Origin of the sequence: Terrimonas pollutisoli (assembly GCF_029360765.1) — a bacterium.
GTDB classification, from domain to species: domain Bacteria; phylum Bacteroidota; class Bacteroidia; order Chitinophagales; family Chitinophagaceae; genus Terrimonas_B; species Terrimonas_B pollutisoli.
On the sequence record NZ_JARKNA010000002.1, the window covers coordinates 1 to 22,686 of the forward strand.

11 protein-coding genes are annotated in these 22,686 nt (G+C 41.6%); all 11 read left to right on the forward strand.

Features of this window, described 5'->3' with window-relative positions; all coding sequences use genetic code 11:
- Positions 1-566, forward strand: a 566-nt coding sequence (locus P2W73_RS04165) for an IS982 family transposase (RefSeq protein ID WP_276500732.1), incomplete at its 5' end; no start/stop codon positions are given.
- A gap of 233 nt (positions 567-799) precedes the next feature.
- Positions 800-4,120, forward strand: coding sequence for a choice-of-anchor tandem repeat GloVer-containing protein (locus P2W73_RS04170; RefSeq protein WP_276500733.1), 3,321 nt, complete (start codon positions 800-802; stop codon positions 4,118-4,120).
- Positions 4,121-4,265: 145 nt separating this feature from the next.
- Positions 4,266-5,591 carry a DUF3472 domain-containing protein gene (locus P2W73_RS04175; protein ID WP_276500734.1) on the forward strand — a complete coding sequence of 442 codons (1,326 nt, stop codon included), beginning with the start codon at positions 4,266-4,268 and terminating at the stop codon, positions 5,589-5,591.
- Positions 5,592-5,840: 249 nt separating this feature from the next.
- Complete coding sequence (locus P2W73_RS04180; protein ID WP_276500735.1) at positions 5,841-6,407, forward strand: RNA polymerase sigma factor; 567 nt, start codon at positions 5,841-5,843, stop codon at positions 6,405-6,407.
- 88 nt (positions 6,408-6,495) lie between these two features.
- Positions 6,496-7,569, forward strand: a complete 1,074-nt coding sequence (locus tag P2W73_RS04185; protein ID WP_276500736.1) for a FecR family protein — start codon at positions 6,496-6,498, stop codon at positions 7,567-7,569.
- A gap of 286 nt (positions 7,570-7,855) precedes the next feature.
- Entirely contained in the window at positions 7,856-11,407 is a 3,552-nt protein-coding gene (locus P2W73_RS04190) for a TonB-dependent receptor (protein ID WP_276500737.1), read from the forward strand.
- An 11-nt stretch (positions 11,408-11,418) separates the two neighbouring features.
- The gene (locus tag P2W73_RS04195; protein ID WP_276500738.1) at positions 11,419-13,287 is read left to right on the forward strand and encodes a RagB/SusD family nutrient uptake outer membrane protein; all 1,869 of its coding nucleotides are present in this window, start codon (positions 11,419-11,421) and stop codon (positions 13,285-13,287) included.
- Positions 13,288-13,413: 126 nt separating this feature from the next.
- Positions 13,414-16,752, forward strand: a complete 3,339-nt coding sequence (locus P2W73_RS04200; RefSeq protein ID WP_276500739.1) for a VCBS repeat-containing protein — start codon at positions 13,414-13,416, stop codon at positions 16,750-16,752.
- 92 nt (positions 16,753-16,844) lie between these two features.
- A complete protein-coding gene (locus P2W73_RS04205) occupies positions 16,845-20,297 on the forward strand; it encodes a HEAT repeat domain-containing protein (RefSeq protein ID WP_276500740.1) in 3,453 nt (1,150 codons plus the stop codon).
- Positions 20,298-20,878: 581 nt separating this feature from the next.
- Positions 20,879-21,466 carry an RNA polymerase sigma factor gene (locus P2W73_RS04210; RefSeq protein ID WP_276500741.1) on the forward strand — a complete coding sequence of 196 codons (588 nt, stop codon included), beginning with the start codon at positions 20,879-20,881 and terminating at the stop codon, positions 21,464-21,466.
- Between the two features lie 69 nt (positions 21,467-21,535).
- Positions 21,536-22,627, forward strand: coding sequence for a FecR family protein (locus P2W73_RS04215; protein ID WP_276500742.1), 1,092 nt, complete (start codon positions 21,536-21,538; stop codon positions 22,625-22,627).
- Positions 22,628-22,686: the final 59 nt, after the last annotated feature.

The following is a 22,686-nucleotide window of genomic DNA, read 5'->3' on the forward strand; positions in this document are numbered from 1 at the left end:
GGCAATTGGGTCATTGTCTAAAAAGTATGGCTGGCGCTTCAGAGTATGTGATAGACTCCTTTCCGGTAGCGGTGTGTGATAATATTCGAATCAGCCGATGCAAATTATTGCGGGGCAAACAATGGAGGGGTAAACAGTGTAGTATGCGCCGGTACTTTTATGGAGTAAAAGTTCAGGTATTGGTCAATTCCTCAGGCATTCCGGTTGAATTTGGATTTGTGCCGGGTTGTGAAAGCGATGTACAGGCTTTGAAAAAACTACCATTGGCAGTGGCGCCAGAGAGCAGGATTTATGGAGATTCCGCCTATACTGATTACCAGATAGAGGATGATATGAAAGAAACTGATTTGATCGAACTGATGATTCAACGTAGAAGCAATTCTAAAAGACCAGATGAGCCCTGGATACGGTTCATTAAAGAACAAATGAGAAAAGGAATAGAAACATCCTTTAGCGAAATAAAGGCGCTATTCCTTAGAAAAATACACGCAGTGACCTTTAAAGGATTCCTGCTCAAACTGGTAATGTTTATTCTGGCTTTTACACTGAATAAGCTTACCAATTAACTAGCAACTTGAATTAATTAGTAGCTGTTTGTAACATACATAAATTCTTGTACGCTGTGTTGACCGCTTCGCCATCCATCCAAATCTATTGCTAAAACTTTCCTGTTTTCTTCCCCGGTCTTCCCTTGTAAACAAATCTGTCAACGTACTTCCTGGTTAGTTTTTTAATCGTGGGGTTTCGCCCTTGCGTGAACATATTTGTTCTGGCTAAGTATTTTATTAAACCTTATAATATGAAAGAAAAATTTTATCCCGGTATTGCTCTTATTTTATTTTGCTGTATTGCCCGGTTATCCTTTGGCCAGGGCATTCATCAACTGTGGGGCACTACACCGCAGGGAGGTGCCGATGACTATGGCACTTTGTTTCGAACAGACGGCCAGGGTCAAAATATTCAGACGCTGTATTCCTTTCCCAAACATCACGCCGGTGCTACGCCGATGTACAATCAGTTGACCGAATATGATGGTAAGTTGTATGCGATGACTTCTGCAGGAGGCGTCAATAATCTGGGTGTGCTGTTTGAATGGGATCCTGTAACAAATATTTATACCAAAAAGGTTGACTTTGATCCTGGAAACGGAACAAAGCCACATGGGAGTTTGCTGGTATGGAATAACAAACTATATGGAATGACGCTTGCCGGCGGAGCAAATGATAAAGGAGTCATTTTTGAATGGGATCCTGTAACAAATGTATACACAAAGAAATATGACTTTGATGACGCCACAGGGAGCAGTCCATACGGTGGCCTTGCATTGCAGGGGAATAAACTTTATGGAATGACCAATACAGGCGGAGAGAATGATAAGGGTGTCATTTTCGAATGGGAGCCTGTAGGCAACGCCTATTTGAAGCTGCATGATTTCGATGGAGCGGATGGTTCTAATCCATATGGAGATCTTGTACTACATGAAGGAAAATTCTATGGAATGACAAACACGGGTGGCACAAGTGATAAAGGAGTCATTTTTGAGTGGGATCCGGCAACAAATGATTTTCTAAAAAAAGTAGATTTTACAGGAGCCAATGGGGCTAACCCTTATTCAAAGATGACTTTTGTAAATGATAGATTTTATGGGATGACCACTGATGGGGGACTTTATGGCTTTGGGGTCATTTTTGAATGGGAGCCAGATATAAACAATTACATTATGCGATATGACTTGGAAGGAGGTAATGGTAGAGGACTTCATGGGCATAGTCCTTACGGCAGCTTATTATTTTACAATGGAAAATTTTATACGATGATGTCGGGCGGAGGAAATGGTCGATACACTTATGGGGCGTTATATGAGTGGGATCCGATAACGAACGGTCACGTTGGCAAATACATTTATACCAACTTCACTGGTGACTTTGATGACACTCCAACGGGAGAAAACCCTTATAGTAGTTTAATATTATTTGATGGAAAAATGTATGGTATGACCAGTAAAGGCGGAAGCACTAATAATGGGGTGATATTCGAATGGGATCCAACTTCCAATGTCTACGAAAGGAAAATAAGTTTTAATGGCGCTGATAATGGGTATAAACCTCAAAGCCTTATTGCAAGCAATGATAATTTATACGGATTGACTGACGGAGGCATCAATGGATTAGGAGTTATTTTCGAATGGGATCGCTTGTCTGCCCGGTTTAAAAAGACAAAAGATATAGACTTAGGAAACGGTCCGCAACCTTTCGGAAAAATGCTCAAATACAATGACAAATTTTACACCGTTAGTGGTCCATTAACCTCCTGGCCAAACAAAAATCCTAACTGGGATTGGCATATTGTAGAATGGGACGCTCAAAGTAATACATATTCATCATTGTATAAGTTTGATCAAAATTTCCGACCGTCCGGAGATTTAATTGAAGTTGGCGGCAAGTTTTACGGCACCATCGATGTTAGTGACGGAAGGCTTTTTGAGTGGGATCCTGGTACAAATGTGTTAACAGAATTATTCTCTTTTGGGCCAACCTATAATAATACCGATGAGATTACCGGACGAAGTCCCGGTATTGGGCTGACCTCCCTTGACGGTAAATTATACGGTGTAACTTCACTTGGGGGCATTAACGATCTTGGTGTGCTCTACGTATGGGACATCGCCATGCAAACATTTTCCAAAAAGTTTGATTTTGCATTGGCAACAGGCAGTAAACCTGAAGGCAATTTATTGCTCCTGGATGGAAAGTTCTGGGGTATTGCCAGTGAAGGCGGAGCGAATGGCATGGGAGTTATTTTTGAATGGGATCCTGTTACCAATACCTATCATAAGCGTTATGATTTTACCGGCACCGATGGAAAACCTCTCAGGAACCTTGCAGTCAACGGCGGCAAACTTTACGGAATTACCGGTAACGGGGGCAGCCTAAACATGGGAGCTGTTTTTGAGTTTAATCCTGCTTCAAACCAGTTCAGTATAAAAAGCGAATTCAACGGCACCAATGGCCAGGGAGTTAACAACAGGAGTAACCTTGTGGCTCTGCCGGCAACCGTGTCGCCAGGCGCACCGGGCAGCTGTCTGGTCGTTCAGCCAGTAACAATCGATGATAATAACAGTGATCAATGGGTGCCAATCACGGATGCCTCAGGCAATGCCATAGCAGAAATAAATGCGAATGGAAACAACCTCGGCATGGTAACCACTTCTTTATTTATTAATAATAATACCGTCAGAGAGGACGGGCAAAAACGGTTGTACCTGGATAGGAACATAACTATAACTCCACAATTTCAACCGGCTACACCTGTTGATATACGGCTTTATTTAAAAGTTGAAGAACTCGCGGCGCTGAAAGGTGCTGTTAATTCAAATGGGACCGGCTCAGGCATCAACACAATCAATGACCTGGGTATATTTAAAAATAGTGAAGGCTGCCGGGCTGCGATTTCAAAAAGGGCAAGCCAGGTTATAACGACTGCAGGTAATTGGACAAATGATTATGTGCTTACAGCAAGCATTGATAAGTTTTCTACTTTTTACTTCTCCAATAAAGCGAATACTGCTCTTCCTTTAACCTTGCTGGAGTTCTCGGGTAAACTTGAAAATAACTACGCTGTGCTAAACTGGAAGACGGAAAATGAGTTGAACACGGACGAATTTATAGTGGAGCGAAGTGTCGATGGTGCTCAATTTAATGAGCTGGAAAAAGTTGCTGCATTAAATACGACAGGTACCCATGATTATAGCTTCACCGATATAGGCATATCTGCCTTAGGAGTGAAAACAATTTATTACCGCTTGCAGCAAAAGGATATGGACGGCCAGTTTACTTATTCAAAGGTTGTTACCATTTATTTAGATGGCAAAGCTGATTTGGTTAAGCTCTATCCTAATCCGGCAGGTAATGAACTCAATCTTTTCATTTATTCCACGATTCAGGATAATATCAAATGGCAAATCTTCGATGCAACCGGCAGGCTTATCAATAGTCAATCAAGACCGATAGTGACAGGCGACAACCGGTTGAAAATTGACATCAGCAAATTGACACAGGGAGTTTATTTTATGAATATAAATGGTAAGGCAATAAATAAAAGGATTTCATTTGTGAAGTAGGTCGTTGTTTGCCTGTTTCAATAATTAGTGCAAACGGTTGAACCTTTTTTCAATCGTTTGCACTTTTCTTTTTTATAGGGGTGATGAGTGAGCAACAGTTCACCGGCTTATTTAACAACTAAATTGAGCTTTCATTTATCAAAGTATGAAACAAGTAAGCACGGCGTTATTCTTCTTAGCCTTTTCTTATTTAACAAGTGGTTTTACGCATCATCAGCAGGTAACCCTTAGTGAGCCGCCGGAGATGGATACCACTATCATCGTGCCTGTTGGCGGAAACTCTTTCGTTACGGTGAAAGACGCCAACAGCAATGAACGGGTAACCGATGAAGGTTGGAAAAACTGGAAAAGCAATAAGGCTATATTCAGCACATTTATAAAAGTGGAGAAAGCGGGAACACTTAAACTGTCTGCTTTAATAAATGTTCCAAAAGGAAAGAGCAAGATCCGGTGTGTGATTAACGATGAAGTAAAAGTGATGAATGTAACAGAAAATAACGGCAGGAAGTATATCGGCGAGTGGATTATTTCATCTCCGGGATACGTAAAAATCAATATGCAGGGAATCAGTAAAACAGGTGATTTATTTGCTGAGCTGAAAGAGTTTTACATGAGCGGATCTGCTATTGATGGCAGGACAGCGTATGTAAAGAGCAATGAAGGAAATTATTTTTATTGGGGTCGCCGCGGCCCTTCAGTACACCTGAATTACGATATTTCACAAGCCGGAAATGAGATCGAATGGTTTTACAATGAAATAACAGTGCCAATTGGCGGGGACCCCATAGGTTCCTATTTTATGGCCAATGGTTTCGGTGAGGGATATTTTGGCATCCAGGTAAATTCGTCAACGGAAAGAAGAATTTTGTTTTCTGTTTGGAGTCCTTTCAATACAGACGACCCCAAACAGATTCCTGATGACAAAAAAATCATTCTTCTTAAAAAAGGAGAAGATGTTCATACTGGCGAGTTCGGCAATGAAGGTTCCGGTGGCCAGAGCTACCTCAGGTATAATTGGAAAGCAGGAACCACGTATAAGTTTTTGTTACAGGGAAAGCCTGTTGAAGATAACTATACCAGCTATACTGCTTATTTCTATGCACCGGAGTTAAAAGAATGGTTGCTGATCGCAAACTTTAAGAGACCGGCCACGCATACCTACTTAACCCGGCTGCATTCGTTTTTAGAAAATTTTGACCCTTCGACGGGGCATATCTCCCGCAAAGCCTTTTATCAAAATCAATGGACACGAAATAAAGATGGAAAATGGACGCCCATCAGTAAAGCTACATTTACCGGTGATGCTACCGCACAGAAATCTTACCGGCTGGATTATCGCGGTGGCACAGAAAATAATCGTTTCTTTTTAGGCAACTGCGGGTTCTTCAATCAGCATACTCTTTTGAAAACAAAGTTTGAGCACGCAGTAGCAGCTAAACAGCCGGAGATTGATTTTACATCATTGAAGTGATAAGCTGGCTTACTGCAAGACTTTTTTGAATTACATTATCATTCAAAGAAAAAAATAAAAACACGGAAAGCCATATTTTGTAAAACGAACGTTGGGTCAGGTATAATAAACGAAAGGGTTAATAACAAAGAAGAGTGAGGTAATATTATGGAAAAGAAAAAAAATATTTTTTAAGAATTTTAGTTTCGTACTTTCATATTCCGTTGCAGGCGTGTTTTAAAAACAAGGATTTGCAAAAACTGACTCTGATTGCTTACCTCTTCCCACGATATGGAATGGAGCCGTTTTAAAAACGGTGATGTTGATGCGCTTGAAAGCATTTATCGGTTGCATGTGCAATCATTGATCAATTATGGTTTGAAGATCACCGATGACCTGAATTTGGTTAAAGACAGTATCCAGGATCTTTTTATCGAACTTTGGAAAGGCCGTCAAAACCTGGCGGATACAGATCAGCCAAAATATTATCTCTTCAGGGCTTTGCGGAACAAATTAGTAAAAAGAACAGCCCGGCAATCCTTTATCAGCGAAGAAGAGCTGCAGCTTGTTGAAGGAAATTTGCAAACTGAATATGTAGAGCTGACAATCGTTTATAAAGAACAGCAATCGCAAACCAACGGTGTGCTAAAACAGGTCTTGGAAAGATTGTCAAAGCGACAGCAGGAAGCTATATATCTCCGCTTCTACCACAATTTTTCCTATGAGACCATTGCGTCCATGATGAACATGAACTATCAATCTGTTCTGAACCTCGTTCAAAGGGCTTTAAAGTCTATGCGAAAGGAATATCGCTCCGTTTCCTCTTTCCACATTTAAAATTTTCTTAAAAAAACTTTCCGGAAACTGAGTATATAATCAGCAAAACTTCCATTATAAGTTAGTATTGCGTGCTTATATGAATAAAATGCAGGAGAAAGCTAACACCTTATTGCTTGATAATAGATTTGTGGACTGGGTAATAAACCCTCAAAGTCCCTATGCAGAATATTGGCTGCAATGGGTCAGTGTCAGTCCCGAAAACGCCGCAATAGCCGAAAGTGCGAGAAGTTTTTTGCTTGAATTCAGAGCAAATGAGAAGGAAACTTCCAAAGAAATCAACAAAGAAATTATTGAATCAATGCTGATGAACATCCGGCAAGCAATTGGCCATGATTCATCTGTTGTTGCAATTAAAAGGCCGGGCTACCGGCGTTGGTACTGGGCTGCTGCAGCCAGTCTAATCTTTTTCCTGGGATTTCTTTACCTCAAACCGAACAATAACATCCAATTTTCGCTGGTGTCAGATGTCCCTAAAGAAAACCTGCCACCATCTGAGGTAACTCATTTTAATGGCAGCGAAAAAAATGAATTAGTTTTTTTGCCAGATGGCTCTAAAGTAACACTGGCAAAGGGTTCCCGCATCACTTATAGCCGCCTGATGAATGGCAAAAAACGAAAAGTATCCCTGAGCGGCGTGGCTTTTTTTGACGTTAAAAAAAATCCTGAAAAGCCTTTCTACATCTACACGACAAGCATGGTGATAAAAGTATTGGGAACCAGTTTCAGGGTTAATACCCTGGCCGGCAAAGAATCAGTAACAGTAAAAACCGGTAAAGTTTCCGTTTGTCTCCGCGGAAAGGACCAGGAAAAGTCAAGTGAAAAGATTTTACTACCCCAACAGATTTGCACTTACTCTGCCCCTAAGCACGAGCTAATAACTACATCCTATACAGGCAAATCCAAAATTGAAATAGAAGCTGAAAATATAAGCGGGTACAATTTTGAAGATGCACCATTGGCAAACGTGTTAAAAACATTGGAGAAAATGTATAACCTGCCCGTTCACTATGATAAGGAAGTGTTTAAAAACTGTTTTATTACTATTTCGCTGGAACACGAAAGCCTGGAAGACAAGTTGCAGGTAATAACAAAAACAGTAGGGGCTTCCTTCAGTATCAGTGAGTACGGCATCAGTATCGAAGGCCGGGGTTGCAAATAATTATAATACGGAGAAGAAACGAGATATAATTTTTATTGTAAACGCAAGCTAAACGCAGCGTCAATTTTTTATAAGATAAGAATAGAATGCTAACAATCTTAACCTGTCCAGGAAGATTGGCGGGTCTAAAAACAATAAAATAAGAGATGAAACCAAACTAACCTACAAAAAAAACGATTGACCGCTCTGGAACAGCAGCCAATCGTTAGCAGCCTTTTCATCCCAGCAAATAACCGGTGAAAAGGAGTTTTTACATTTATTACTAATTGCAAAACTGTTTAAAGTTATGAAGAAAACCGTATGGTGTACTAAACCTCCCTCTTTTCTCATGAAAGTCTTGCTGCTTCACACATTTCTGACACTTGCTTTTACAGCAGTATCATTTGCCAAAGAGGCTGATGGCCAGGGTATCCTGGATCAAAAGATTTCTTTTAAGATTAAAAATGAAAGTTTTAAAAATGTGTTGCGGAAGATAAGCGACCAGGCGGATATTCGTTTTTCTTATCAGCGGAATATCATACCTGAAAAAGAAAAAATATCTATTTCCGTAAACAACCAAACCCTGGACGATGTATTTAAAACATTGTTCCAGCCTTATGGTATCAATTATGAAGCTGTTGGTAAGCAGGTAGTGCTTAGTAAAAAGCAATTACTTAACCTGATAAGACAGGTAGAGAGCGAAAATGTCAGTGAACTTGTTTTTTTCAAACCTATAAAAGGAACGATTAAAGATGCTGCGGGTAACCCGATTGCAAATGTGAGTGTGGTAGTGAAGGGTACAACCAAAGGCGCCAGTAGCGATGAAAACGGAAATTTTTCGATTGATGCTAATGAGGGGGATGTACTGTCTATTTCTGCTGTAGGGTTTGAAACAATAGAGCTAACGGTAGGCAGTGGTGAAACGGTCAATGCAACATTGAAACAATCGGAAAAGAAATTGGACGAGGTAATAGTTGTAGGTTATGCCACCCAAAAGAAAGTTACGGTAACAGGCTCTGTCACACAAGTAAAAGGTGCTGATCTCGACAAGTCGCCAACCGTGAACCTTTCCAACTCACTTGCCGGAAGACTGCCTGGTGTTACGGCAATGCAGCGGAGCGGTGAGCCTGGTTTTGACGGTTCTACTATTCGCATTCGTGGTACTAATACTCTGGGGAACAGTAGCCCTTTAATCGTTATTGATGGGGTACCTGATCGTTCTGGTGGTCTCGAACGTTTGAATCCGGCTGATGTAGAAAGTATGTCGGTTTTAAAAGATGCCTCTGCCGCAATTTATGGGGCAAGAGCGGCAAACGGGGTTATTTTGATTACTACCAAACAAGGTAAAATTGGAAAGCCTGTAGTATCGTACGATATCAATAAGGGTTGGCAGCAACCGACTGTATTACCCGAGATGGGAAATTCCTCGCAGTATGCTGAGCTTCTGAATGAGCAGAAACTGTTCAACGATGTTCCTTACCAGGAGTGGACTGCTGCCTGGAATTCATTTAAAACAACAGGATCTTATAAATTACTTGACCCCACTAAGCCAGTTGTAAATGCATATTATTTGCCAACCGATATACAAAAATTTGCTGATGGTTCCAGTCCACTCACCCACCCCAATACGGACTGGTATAAAACTGTCTTCAAAGATTGGTCGGGTCAGCAACAGCATACCCTGCAGGTAAGTGGAGGCTCAGAAAGTGTGAAATACCTCGCGTCGGCGGGTTACCAACAGCAAGACGCTTATTATAAAAATTCGGCAACGGGGTATAAGCAATATGATCTACGACTAAACCTTGAGGCTAAAGTAAACAAGTACATTACAACTACTATCGGTATAACCGGCCGGGAAGAATATCGTTTTTTTCCAACATCCAGCGCCGGCTCTATCTTCAGGATGCTGATACGTGGTAAACCTACTGAGATAGCCGTGTGGCCAAATGGTTTACCAGGGCCTGATATCGAAAATGGAGAGAATCCTGTGGTGATCACCACAGGTGCCACAGGGTATGATAGAAACAAACGTGACTACATTCAAACAAATGGCCAGGTAGACATTACAAACCCCTGGATCAAAGGGTTAAAACTCACACTCCAGGGTGCTGCAGATAAGTATATCGGGCGTACCAAACGTTTTGCCACTCCCTGGTCATTGTATACTTGGGATAAAGTATCCTTTGAAGCTGATGGCGTAACTCCGAAGCTCGTCAGAACGGTTCGTTCTACTTTCACTGATCCACAACTGACTATGTCAGATGAGACCGAGTTGAGGATTAACCTTGTAGGTATGCTGAGTTATGACCGGACCTTTGCTGATGATCATACTATCGGCGTGATGGCGGGCGTGCAAAAAGAAACAAGAAACGGGGATAACTTCTTTTCCTTCAGGCGTAATTTTATTTCACCCAATTTGGAAGTTTTGAACGTGGGTGGAACAGCGCAACAAAATGTAGGTGGATCGGGTTTTGAACGGGCCCGCTTAAGCTATTTTGGACGTGCCGCCTATAATTATAAGGAAAAATACCTGGCTGAATTTTTATGGCGATATGATGGTTCTTATATCTTTCCTGAATCTGGCAGATTTGGTTTCTTCCCCGGCGTTTTGGTCGGTTGGAATATCACCAAGGAAGATTTCATGCAGGGTTTCAGCTTCCTGAACAATTTAAAACTGCGGGGTTCCTATGGTCAAATGGGCAATGACCTCGTTGAGTTCAATGGTGTATTGCAGGAATATGCATATCTATCCTTGTACGGCCTGGGCACCCGAGTGGTCAACGGAACGGTTGTCCGATCATTGGTAGAGCCTCGTGTTTTCAATCCCGACTTTACCTGGGAGGTAGCCAATAATGCCAATATAGGTCTGGAAGGCGCCATATTAAACAACAAAGTGTTTTTCGAGTTTGATGTATTTAAGAATGAGCGGAAGCAAATTCTTATTCCACGGGCGGGGTCAACTCCTCAGAGTTCAGGTATTTCCAGGATACTTCCTCCGGTGAATGCCGGACAGGTGGACAATAAAGGTTTTGAATTTAATGTAGGCTACAATGGCCAGGTAAGTGATGTAACATTCAGGGTAAGCGTAAACGGAGCTTATACAAAAAATAAGATAGTGTTCTGGGATGAAAACCCAGGCGTGCCGGCTCATCAGCGGGCTACCGGTCATCCTTTCGGCACAAACGGACAAGCTTTCCTGGCTTACCAATATGATGGAGTATTTAAAGACGCAGCCGAAATCGCAGCAAATACAATTGACTATACCGCAGCTACGAAAAGCCTGCGCCCGGGTGACATGAAGTTCAAAGATATTTCCGGACCTGATGGAAAACCAGATGGAAAAATAACTTCTTTGGACCAGGTGAGGCTTGATAAAACACGGGATCCAAAATTTACTGGAGGTATTAACATAAATATCTCCTACAAGTCTTTTGATCTTTCTGCGCTTTTCCAGGGAGCAGCAGGAGGTTTTCAGCTCATTAACTTCAATGAAACCGGCGAATTTGGTAACTGGTTAGACTATAGCTACAACAATCGTTGGTCGGTCGAAAATCCCAGCAGCGAGCACCCAAGACTGGTAAGCCGCACCAATACCTATTACACAGGAAGCTTCCGCAATAACACCTACTGGCTTAGAAACAACAATTATTTGCGTTTTAAAAACTTTGAGCTGGGATACACCCTTGCTTCTCATATTGGTCACAAAATTGGCATCAGCCGGTTCCGTGTCTATGTAAGCGGGCTAAACTTGGTTACCTGGGAAAAGATGCAAATATGGGATCCGGAAGGAACCGCTGAAAATGGCTATGTATATCCGCAGGCAAGAATTCTTAGCCTGGGCGCAAGAGTAACTTTCTAAATTATATTATTATGAAGAAGATGATCTATAAAAATATTCTGCTTTTATTATTGTCGGCGGGTATTTTGTTCTTAGGCTGTAAAAAAGACTTTTTAAGTACCGAGCCGACCGAGCAGGTGCAGTCCAATTTAACCTGGACTGATCCTGCCTTTGCGCAGGCATTTATTCATGGCATTTATGGCGGCTTGTACGAGGGTGGGTTTGACGAACAGATGCTGGCCTGCATTACCGACGAAGCGATTTTTACCCATGCCGGCCGCGGTATTAATACTATCAATGAGGGGATTTTAAACCCTTCAAACGAAGGCTGGGTAAACCGTCACACCAGTTGGGTTGACATGTACGATTATATTCGCAGGGCCAACCTGGCGATGGAGGGTTTACCAACCGCTACGTTCGATGATGTAGCTTTAAAACAAAGATTGGAGGGGGAGACTCGTTTTTTAAGGGCCTATTACTACCACCAGTTGCTCCGTTTCTATGGCGGCGTTCCCATTATTACAAAAGTATATGGCCTGAACGACGATTTTAAGGTAGCCCGTAATACTTATGCCGAAGTAAGTGCTTTTATAATCAAAGATCTTGATTCAGCCTATTTGTTGTTAAAAGGTAAGTCAAGAGTGAGGGGTAATGCTTCAGATCTGGCTGCCCTTGCATTGAAATCGCGACAACTGCTATATGATGCCAGCGATCTGCACGATATTCCTACAGCCAAGGCAAAGTCCGCTACTATTGCCGGATATGCAAATCCGGAATTGCTGGGCTTTGTAAGCGGTGATCGTACAGCCAGGTGGACGGCGGCGAGAGATGCTGCGAAAGCGGTGTTGGATTCGGCAAAGTCTGGTTACAAAACCGATCTGACAGCTCCTGCTTCGTTTGAGGAGGGCAAAAAAAATTATCTTTCTATTGCGATGGGCGGTGGAAGCAACCATCCCGATGCGGATAAAGCCGTTACCGGGACCAACGAGCTAATTTTTGAAAGAACCTTTAGCCTTGATTTAAATGAAGGGGCTCAGCAGCATGGTCTTCGCCAGGGGCCCAACGGGTATAATAATTGGGCGGGAAATACGCCGATTCAGGAACTAGTCGATGATTATGAGATGATGGATGGTACAAAATTTAACTGGAACAATTCTGCACATAGTGCCGACCCTTATGTAAACAGGGAGCCCCGTTTCTATGTGTCTTTACTTTATGATGGTGCACCCTGGAAACCCCGCGGCAGAGCTGCCGATCCTGCTAATGAGATACAAACCGGGACTTATTTCGTTGGCGCAACCAAAATTGATGGTATCGATACCAGGCAGAGTTCGATTGAAAACTGGAACGGTAGCTTTACAGGATATTATTTCAGGAAGTTTATTGATCCAAACCCTAGCCTTCGTGATAACACCGGCCGTCAATATATTCCGTGGGCTTACTTAAGGTACACAGAAGCTATATTTAACTATGTAGAAGCATGCATCGAATTGGGACAGGAAGATGAAGCCCGTACCTGGTTAAATAAGATACGATTCAGAGCAGGTATGCCTGCAATCACAGAATCAGGCGATGCACTCAGGCAGCGTTATAGAACCGAAAAAAGAATAGAAATGGCCTTTGAAGAACAACGCTATTTTGATACAAGACGTTGGATGATAGCTCCTCAAACGCTGGGTAGAAAAACAACCTATATTCAGGTAGTAGGAACGCTGAAAGCAGGTCAAACAGCGCCTTCTCCTTATCGTAAGGATAAGACAAAGTTTGACTATACCTACACACCGGTTGTAAATAACACCCTTGAAAACCGCACTTGGGATGACAAGATGTATTTCCGTCCGATTCGATTAGATGAAATTCAACGTAACGATTTATTAAAACAAAATCCTGTCTACAAATAAAAATTAAATATTGAAGTAAAAAATCTATGCCGCCTTAGTTGGTGGCATAGATTTTTTCATTAAATAGCAACACTACAACTCACACGTATTAATTTCTGACTTTTTGAATTATTTAAATACAAACACTTGCTTCGAATAAAAAAATTTCACTTATTTCTTCTGAACTGTTTGTTCGTCATTTTTATTTTTTCCTGCCGAAATTCAACCCAGGATAAAAGCGAAAACCGTTTATTTGCCTTACTTCCTGCAGAGCAAACGGGTGTCCATTTTCAAAACACTCTTACAGAAGGCGTAAACACTAACATCCTGATGTATGAATATTTCTACAACGGTGGTGGTGTAGCTGCTGGTGATTTTAATAATGACGGCCTGGTCGATTTATATTTCACTTCCAACATGAGTGATAATAAATTTTACCTGAATAAAGGCAATCTGCAATTCCAGGATATTACACTGGCATCACATGCCGGTGGAAGACCTGGTCCCTGGAAAACGGGCGTCAATGCTGTTGACATCAATGCCGACGGAAAGCTGGATATCTATGTTTGTTATTCCGGAGCTTTACCGCCCGCTAAAAGAGCCAATCAACTTTTTATCAATATTGGTAACGACAGCCAGGGAATACCCATGTTTGATGAACGGGCAGAGTCATATGGATTAGCCAGTACAGGGTTTAGCAATCAATCTTATTTTTTTGATTATGATAAAGACGGCGATCTGGACATGCTGTTGCTGAATCATAATCCCAAAAACCTGGCCTTGCTTAACGAAGAAGGTACAGCGAAATTACTGAAAGAAGATAATGCGGAAATGGGGCTTCGCTTGTATAAACAATCCAACGGAAAATTTGAAGATATAACAGTCAGCGCTGGCATTAATGGCTCCCAATTAAGCTATGGTTTAGGATTGGGTATTGCTGATTTGAACGAAGATGGGTGGTCCGATTTTTATGTCTCCAATGATTATACTGTTCCCGACTACTTGTACATAAATAATAAAAACGGAACGTTTACGAACCAACTTCAAAGTAGTATCGGCCATAATAGCCAGTTCTCCATGGGCAATGATGTGACAGACGTCAATAACGATGGACTACAGGATATTTATACCCTCGATATGTTGCCCGAGGATAATCACCGGCAGAAGTTATTGTTGGCTCCTGATAACTATGAAAAGTTTGATTTGAATGTCCGGAACGGTTTTCATTATCAGTATATGCGCAACATGCTACAGGTAAATAATGGCAATGGTACTTTTAGCGAAACCGGGCAAATAGCAGGAATATCCAATACGGACTGGAGCTGGTCCGCATTGTTTGCAGATTATGATAACGATGGCTGGAAAGATCTGTTTGTGACCAATGGCTATTTCAGGGATTATACGAATCTTGATTTTATCAATTATATGAACGAGTATGTAGAGGAGAAAGGACGATTGCAGCGGGAAGATGTGATGGATATTATCAAAAATATGCCATCTTCCAATGTTGTCAACTATATTTTTCAAAATAAACAAGGCGATACATTTCAAAACAAAAGCAAAGAATGGGGCATTACCCAACATTCAAATAGCAACGGCGCTTTATATGCCGATCTTGATAACGACGGTGACCTTGATCTCGTAGTGAATAATATCAATCAGCCAGCATTTATTTATCGTAACGAAGCAATGAAATTGGATAGCAATCATTTCCTGCAGGTGAGATTAAACGGTGAAGCAGGAAATACACAGGGGCTTGGTACAAAAGTTAAAATTTATCACAAAGGAGAAGTTCAAACATTGGAACAGAATCCTGCACGTGGATATTTATCTAACGTTTCATTTACCCTGCATTTTGGTTTAGGGAAAATTGAAAAAATCGATTCTTTAACTGTAACATGGAATAGTGGTAAGGAACAAAAGCTTTATGATATAAAGGCCAACCAGGTACTGACACTTGCCGAAAAAGATGCTAAGAGTAAGAGTTCTTTTTCGAAGCCGGTTACAAAATGGTTTACCGAGGTTCAATCCCCGATAAAATATTCAGACTCTTCAGCCAGGATCAATGATTTTAACCGACAACTTTTATTGATCAGCAAGTTTTCCAGCCAGGGGCCTTGTTTGTATAAATATGATTTGGATAAAGATGGATTAGACGATGTGATTGTCGGTGGTGGAGCAGGACAGTCGACAGCGGTTTTTATGCAACAAAAAGGTGGCGCTTTTGTACAAAAGAAAATTTCTGCATTGGAGCAGGATAAGAATTGTGTTGACGCTGATATTGCTGTATTGGATGCTAATGCGGATGGTCACCCGGATATTTATATTGCCAGTGGGGGATATAACAGTTTTACCGTTTCAGATTCTATGTTGCAGGATAGGCTCTATCTCAATGATGGAAACAATAATTTTAATAAGAGTCAAACGCTTCCTGTAATAAAAGGAAGTAAATCCTGTGTGAGGATTGAAGATATAAATGGCGACGGTGCACCTGATATTTTTGTTGGCGGCAGAGTAGTTCCTGGCCGTTATCCTGAAACGCCAAAGAGTTTCATTTTGATCAATGATGGTAAAGGAAATTTTACCGATCAAACGGCAGGCATTTGCCCTGAACTTTCAACTGCAGGAATGATTACTGATGCTGCATGGGTTGATCTGGACGCAGATAAAAAAAATGAACTAGTTGTGGTGGGTGAGTGGATGCCGGTAACGGTTTATCGCAATATAAATGGCAAGCTGGTGAATAGCACCAACGTTTTTTTTGATAAAAGTTATTCCGGGTGGTGGAACAAAATAGCTGTTGGCGATCTTAATGCAGATGGCCGTGCTGATCTTGTTATCGGAAACATGGGGTTGAATACACAGTTCAAAGCAACTCCACAAGAGCCACTGGAAATGTATTACAAGGATTTTGACAAAAATGGTTCTGTGGATCCCATTTTCAGTTTTTATATCCAGGGGAAAAAATATCCTTATCTCACCCGTGATGAACTGGTGGGCCAGCTTCCCGTGATGCGTAAAAGATTTTCCAATTTCAAAAGTTATGCTGATATAACGATGGAAGATCTTTTTTCATCCACCGAATTAAAAAATGCCGGGCACATGGTAGCTGATCACATGGAGACTACCTGCTTTTTAAGCACAGCATCCGGAAAGTTCCAGGAAAAGGAATTGCCTCTGCAAGTACAGTACTCGCCTGTCTACAACATTAACATTTTAGATTTTAACAAGGATGGGAAAACAGATATTTTGCTTTGTGGCAACAATAGCAATACTAAGATCAGGTTGGGCAAGTTTGATGCAAACTATGGCTTGCTGCTTCAGGGAGACGGGAGAGGTAATTTCAACTACGTTCCACAGTTTAAATCAGGCTTCAATATTTGGGGCGATGTCAGAAGCAGTATCCAAATAAACAATAAAATAATAATGGGTGTTAGTGGAAAAAACCTGGTGGCTTATGAATTGAATACATCAAAAGAAGAATAACCAGTATTTTGCGTGTTTATAAAGTCACAGACGACACTTTCTATTTTAAGCAGTATACATAAATATTTTTTTATAATTATCATAAACAAACAATGGCTGTATCAATTAACAAGTATCACTTTATCTCGTTGTGCCTGTTCGCTGCAAGTTGTGTAACGGGCTGTAAGCAGGAGGCAACGGACAAAAAAATCAAACAAATGGACCCGGCAAAAGCAGCAAAAGTGGCTGCCACTGTTGAATCCATCGTGAAACCCGAACTCGCTGACAGCAATCTCACCATGAGCTTATGGGGTATTGATTCACTAGTGATATCACCGATTGCTATCGATATTGATGACAATGGTGACCTCTATTATGTGACCACCAACCGCCAAAACAATTCTGAATTTGATATTCGTGGTCACCAGGAGTGGGAGATACCTTCCATACAATTACAAACTATTGATGACAAGCGGGCCTTTCTCCGCAAAGTGTTATCGCCGGAAAATAGCAAGAATAATTTGTGGTTAAAGGATGTCAATGGCGACAGCTCGCATGACTGGAGAGACATGACGGTAGAAAAAGAAAATGTGTATAGGCTAAAAGATATCAACGGCGATGGTGTGGCCGATCAGTCGCAACTGGTAGTCGATGACTTTCATGATGAAGTGACCGATGTAGCTGGCGGTCTATTGATCGACGGGAAGGATTTGTATGTAGCAGTAGGCCCCGATATGTGGCGGATGAGAGATAAAAACGGCGATGGTATTGCCGATGATAAAACATCGATGTCGCACGGCTATGGTATTCATGTTGGATTTAGTGGTCATGGCATGTCGGGAGTTGAAATGGGTCCCGATGGAAGGATCTACTGGCAGATCGGCGATATAGGATTTAACGGCACAGACCAAACCGGCAAAAAATGGGAATACCCTAATTGCGGTGTGATTGCCCGCAGCAATCCTGACGGAAGTGACTTTGAAATTTTTGCATCCGGGCTTCGTAACACCCACGAGTTTGTGTTTGATGAATATGCGAATCTTATCAGTGAAGACAATGATGGGGATCATGCCGGTGAAAAAGAAAGACTGGTTTATATCGTGAATGGTTCCGATGCGGGCTGGAGAAGCAACTGGCAGTACGGTAAATATCGTGACCCGGAAAACAATACCTATAAAGTGTGGATGGATGAAAAAATGTGGATGCCACGCTTTGAAGGACAAGCTGCATATATCACTCCTTGCATCAGCAATTATGTAAGCGGCCCTTCAGGAATGGTGTATAATCCCGGTACCGCTTTGAACCCTGAATACAAAAACACTTTTTTCATTGGAGAGTTTGTAGGTAACCCTGCGCAGTCGGGTGTGTATGGCTTTAAACTAAAACCAAAAGGAGCCAGCTTTGAATTAGGTGACAGTAAAAAAGTTGTTGGTGGTGTATTGCCAACAGGCCTTGATTTCGGACCAGATGGCGCTTTATACATTGCCGACTGGATAGATGGATGGGGCACTCATGACTATGGCCGTGTGTGGAAATTGGATGACAAAAGAGGCGCCGCTGTTGCTGAAAGAAATCAAACTAAAACTTTGCTAGCCGCGGATTTTACTGCGAAAAAAGAAAATGAGCTGGGTGACTTGTTGAAGAATGCCGATATGCGGGTTCGCATGAAAGCGCAATTTGAGTTAGCAAAAAGAGGTGCTTCAGGTGATGCAATATTTCAAAAAGCATTGGCTCAAACCGAAAACCAATTGGCAAGAGTACATGCCATTTGGGGCATCAGCCAATTGGCAAGAAAAGAAAAAAAATATGCTCAAAGCCTTTTGCCTTTGTTACAGGATAAAGATGCGGAGATAAGAGCACAGGCGGCAAAATGGCTGGGTGATACAAAATATAAAGAGGCAGGCAGCAAATTGATCCCGCTGTTAAAGGATATAGATAGCCGCACCCGTTTCTTTGCTGCTGAAGCATTAGGCCGTATAGAACATGAGCCGGCTATCAACGCATTGATTGAGTTATTGCAAACAAATAATGATGAGGATGCTTACATACGCCATGCAGCCAGCCTGGCATTAGCAAAAATTGGAAAGGCTGATCCGCTTATCAACTTAGCAAAGAATCCATCCCGTGCCGTAAGGATTGGCGCTGTGGTGGCTTTAAGAAGAATGGCTCATCCGGGTATTGCCAACTTTTTAAACGATGTCGATGAGTTTGTAGTAACCGAAAGTGCCCGTGCTATCAACGATGATCTTTCTATAAAAGAGGCCTTACCTGCATTGGGAAATTTGTTAAACACCACAAGGTTTACAAACGAAGCATTGATCAGGCGTTGCATAAATGCCAACCTCAGGGTAGGCACAGATCAGTCGCTGCAGAACCTTGTCAGCTATTCAATAAGGGAAGAAGTTCCTGCGAAGATGAGGGCAGAAGCTATCGATGCATTGAGCACCTGGGCTAAACCCTCGGTGGTTGATAGAGTAGACGGCCGTTATCGCGGCGTCGTTCAGCGGGATCTTGCTTCGTTAAAAGCAAAGACATCGGCAACTTTCGTGAGTTTGTTACAGAATAAGGACATGATCGTCAGAACAAGTGCCATAAAAGCGGTGAGCAAGTTAAAGATCAGCGAAGGAAATACCGTGTTGATGAACCTTGTTAAAAATGATAAGGAACCATCCGTGAGGGTAGAGGCATTAAAGGCATTGGCTGCCATTGGTGATGCGCAAATTGGTGATGCTATCAAATCGGCGATTGCAGATAAGGATAAATCAGTGCGCATCGCAGGTATTGATTTGCTTCCCAAAATGAGTATTTCAAAAGAATTGATGGTATCATTGCTTTCAGATGTGATCAACACAAAAACCACAGAAGAGAAACAGGCGGCCTTATTAACACTTGGAAATTTGCCGGTTCAAAATTCAAAAGCTGTGTTTGATGATTTGCTGCAAAAAATGGGTGCCGGAAAATTGTCATCAGACGTTTACCTGGAATTAGCTGAAGCGGTCGATAGTACCCGTTCACCTGAGTTAATCACGAAGTACAAACAAATCAGCTCTTCTCTTTCTCCTGATACATTGGCATCCGCTTATGCGGGAAGTTTATATGGCGGCGATCCGGATAAAGGCAGGAGAATATTTTTCAGAAACCAATCAGCACAGTGTATCCGTTGTCATTCATATGATGATATGGGTGGTAATGCTGGTCCCCGTTTGAATGGGGTTGCGGCAAGATTGACCCGTCCGCAAATTCTGGAAGCATTGATCAACCCGAGTGCAAGGCTCGCTCCGGGCTTTGGGTTTATTACATTAGAGTTGAAGAATGGAAAGACGGTTTCCGGTACTTTGAATGGTGAAACAGCAACCAGCTTAGTGGTGAAGACCGGCGATCAGCAAAATGAAACCATTGCTAAGGACCAGGTCGCAAAAAGAACGAATGCAGCCTCCAGTATGCCTGAAATGAAAAATATACTAAGCAAAAAAGAAATCAGGGATGTGGTTAGCTTTTTAGCAGAACAAAAAGAAGATACTTATAAAGCGAGTGCCGCCACAGGCGGACATGGTCCGGGCAAATAAGATCATTAAGTAGTCATTAGGCAAAAGATAGACGGCTTGCATAACTGCAGGCCGTTTTGATTTTATGTTAGTACAGCTCTGAGAAACTGATTAAATTTTTTAGAATAGAACTTGCTTGTCGGCAGGCAGGCGCAGATATGTTAAGATAACGATGATCCGATAGCTATCGGATTTCGCTGATTTTACTTTTACATTTTTAAACACCTCTAAGTGAAACAATTATCACAAACGGGTAAAATCAATCAATACCCGTTTGTGTTTTCATTTGGGATTGTCTGATAATTTTCACCTGTTTATTTTTATTGTTTTAGTTTGGTCAGCACTTGTCCTGAACCGGCTTCGGGATGGAACGCCCGATCAACACTTCTTGTGTCTGGACAATCTTATTTGGATGATTCATGGTTCAAATAATGAAACATAAAATTTTCTTTCCACTGGTTTTCGGGACATGACGAATCCGGCAGCTGCGATATTTTTCTTCTCTTCCCAGGGGTAAGCCCTGCTTTTAAAGTTTTAAAATCTCTCATAGCCGGGAAATATTATTTTAGCGAAATGTTCCACTTTCTGAACACGGTTTATTAATGAACGATCTGCGAACTAATCATATTGAAAAGCAGGGTGCTGATCTTTGGCTCAGGTTTATTGCCGGGGATTTCAATGCTTATGCATCGTTGTATAAAGATCATGTAGAATCGATGATCCTTTATGGACTGAAAATAAAACCGGATAAGAATGAAGTACAGGATGCTATACAGGATCTTTTTGTTGAACTGTGGCATTCAAAACAAAACCTGAAACCAGTACAGCTGGTCAGCATGTATTTGCTAAAAGCATTACGTTATAAATTGATTAAAAAAGAAAAAATCAGAATTTCTTCTTTGAACGATGATCTTGGTGAACTGGATGATACTATACTTGAGCAGCCAATAGAATTTTTTATCCTTGAAAACGAAGACCGGGTTTACAAGCTGGAAAAGATTCGTAAAGCAATACAACTTTTACCAAAAAGACAGCAGGAGGTAATTAACCTTCGGTTCTATAAAGGCTTTTCCACTGAACAGGTTGCCGAGATCATGTCCATTAATTATCAGTCAGCCAGCAACCTCCTTCACAAAGCTGTTCAATTCCTTCGCCGGTGTATGCAGTTCATTGCATTTTGCGGCTTGTAAAAAAAAGTTAAGAAAAAAAGAGTATCTGTAACGGCTTTTATACACTTTGTAAAAAGCCTGATCATTTTTATGCCTTATTCAAAAGCTGAGCTGGAAGAAATGTTGCGAACTGATGCCTTTGTGTTATGGGTTTTACAGCCTGATGAAAATAGTAATGAATATTGGAAAAACTGGTTGTTGCAGCATTCAGACAAAGAAGAATTGCTGTTAAAAGCGAGGGAGCTGGTTTTACTGCTCTATGAAGCAGAAAAAGGAGAACTTACTACCGCTGAGAACGGTCAAATGAGTAGCGATACATGGAGTATGATTACTGAACGGATTAATACTAAAGGCCATGTTGCGCAACTGGGCAAGCGCTGGTATAAATATGCGGTGGCCGCTTCTGTTATTGGCTTGCTCGGGTTGGCTGTTTTCGTTTTTCAACAAAAAAATAAAAATACCCAAAGTGAAAGCTTACCTGAACTTGTTATCAATAAAACTAATCCGGCGGAATTACAATTTACCAATAACACCGCTAAACCGCAGGTGGTTTACCTGGTAGATGGCAGCACCATTACACTCGGGAACAATAGCAGTGTGAAATATGCCCGTTTTCTCCAGCCTTATAAACGGGAAGTACAGCTGGAAGGTGAAGCTTTTTTTGATATTGCTAAAGATGCAAACCGGCCTTTTTATGTATATGTGCAGGGAATAGCTGTAAAAGTTTTGGGAACAAGTTTTCGCATTGTAGCCAATAAGCCGGATGGAAAAGTGATCGTAGCTGTTAAAACTGGTAAGGTTTCTGTATTCAGAAAAGATGATAACCTGCAAAAGGAAGAGTTGGTACTGACACCTCAGCAACAGGCCGTATTCAATAGCAAGCCCAATACGCTTACAAAAACGGAAATAGCGGATTCATCCTTGCTGGAAGAACACGCAATGGTCGCCAAAACTTTCTCCTTTGAAAATAAATCAATCGGTGAAATCCTCGAAAAGCTATCAGGAGTATATACGGTGGATATAAGTTACGACAAAGAAAAATTTAGCAAATGCGGTGGTATCACTGTTTTGCTGGATGAAGAAACACTGGAAGGGAAACTGAATATCCTTTGTAAAGTACTGGGCGCTACTTACCGTATCGATGACAATAAGATTTTCCTGGAAGGCAACGGCTGTAATTAAAAAGTGGGCGTTAAGAAAAAAGCAGAGCTGGTATAAACTTCCTGGCGGGGGAGTGTCAA

Excerpts from the sequence above, each read along its gene's own strand:
- P2W73_RS04170 (WP_276500733.1), top strand. The coding sequence starts at position 800 with ATGAAAGAAAAATTTTATCCCGGTATTGCTCTTATTTTATTTTGCTGT.
- P2W73_RS04175 (WP_276500734.1), top strand. The coding sequence starts at position 4,266 with ATGAAACAAGTAAGCACGGCGTTATTCTTCTTAGCCTTTTCTTATTTA.
- P2W73_RS04185 (WP_276500736.1), top strand. The coding sequence starts at position 6,496 with ATGCAGGAGAAAGCTAACACCTTATTGCTTGATAATAGATTTGTGGAC.
- P2W73_RS04190 (WP_276500737.1), top strand. The coding sequence starts at position 7,856 with ATGAAGAAAACCGTATGGTGTACTAAACCTCCCTCTTTTCTCATGAAA.
- P2W73_RS04195 (WP_276500738.1), top strand. The coding sequence starts at position 11,419 with ATGAAGAAGATGATCTATAAAAATATTCTGCTTTTATTATTGTCGGCG.
- P2W73_RS04205 (WP_276500740.1), top strand. The coding sequence starts at position 16,845 with ATGGCTGTATCAATTAACAAGTATCACTTTATCTCGTTGTGCCTGTTC.
- P2W73_RS04210 (WP_276500741.1), top strand. The coding sequence starts at position 20,879 with ATGAACGATCTGCGAACTAATCATATTGAAAAGCAGGGTGCTGATCTT.
- P2W73_RS04215 (WP_276500742.1), top strand. The coding sequence starts at position 21,536 with ATGCCTTATTCAAAAGCTGAGCTGGAAGAAATGTTGCGAACTGATGCC.